Here is a 1,088-nt window from a genome sequence, read left to right as displayed (position 1 = left end):
TCACCGCCACTGGATACCAAGACATTGCGCCCGCCCAAGTTCGCTGAGACGGCATTGTCGCTGCTGCGGCTGACGTGGCTTTCCGTTTCGCTGCTGCCGCCGAAGTGGCTGTCTTGGTCATAGCGGTGTTCGCTGAAATGGCTGGCGGCTCTGCCCGCTTCGATATTCACGCGCTCTTTGCCGTAAACGCTTAAATCGCCGTTGATGCTGTTGATGTCGGCCGCGGTGATGTTGGTGTCTTTGCCGCTTAAGCCGATGCCGGCGTTGGCGGTAATGCGGGTGCCGATGTCTTGCGTTGCCCCTTGTTTTAAGTAGTTGCGGGCGTCATAGACGCTGCTTTGGCTGTAGCCGGCGGTGATGGTGCTTAAGTCCAGTTTGTCGGCGGCGGCGATGTAGATATTACCGCTGCCGCTGTGGGTAAGGTCGGCGGCTTTCAGGCTGATGTTGTTGCCGCTTAAGATGAGGTTGCCCGCGCCGCTGACGGTTAAATTCGCCACGCGGTCAATGCCGCTGCGGCTGCCGTCAAAGACGCTGCCGTTTTCGGATTCGATGTGGCTGCTGTTGCGGTAGCCGCTGCTTTCGATATTCAGGTTTTTACCGGCCAGGGCGGTTAATGCTTCTGCGGCGTGTATGCTGCTGCCGTGCAGGTCTATGTCGCCCGCTGCTTTCAGTTGGATGTTTGCGCCGCTGAGCTGTCCGTGGGTGTCGCGGATGTTGGCGGCGCTTAAATCAATCAGTTGTCTGCCTAAAATGCTGCCGCTGTTCTGTATGTCGCCGCTGAGGTTGAGCAGCACTGCTTCGGCACTCACCAATGCGCCGCCCGGATACAGGTCTTGTGTCTGCGGTTTTAAATACACTTTGGGAACGAGAACGGTTTGAACGCTGCCGTCTGCTAAGGTAATGGTTTCGCTGACCAGCCAAACGATGTCGCTGGTTAATTGCGCCACTTGTGCGGCACTTAAGGCGATACCGGGGGTGAGGTTCAATTGTTTGGCAACGGTGGCGCCGTTGTCCATTAAGGCTTTGAACTGTTCTTCGTCGTTTTGATAGCCTGCCAAACGGCGGTAACCGGTTTGGTTGACGATTTG

General features: G+C 56.7%; 1 protein-coding gene. It reads right to left on the bottom strand.

The window, feature by feature from the left end:
* Nucleotides 1-1,088, bottom strand: a 1,088-nt coding sequence (locus Q384_RS13690; RefSeq protein WP_037588163.1) for a hemagglutinin repeat-containing protein, incomplete at both ends; no start/stop codon positions are given.

The organism is Stenoxybacter acetivorans DSM 19021, from assembly GCF_000745895.1.
GTDB lineage: Bacteria > Pseudomonadota > Gammaproteobacteria > Burkholderiales > Neisseriaceae > Stenoxybacter > Stenoxybacter acetivorans.
Note: the sequence above shows the minus strand (reverse complement) of the source record. Positions and strands in the feature narration are given on the sequence as shown.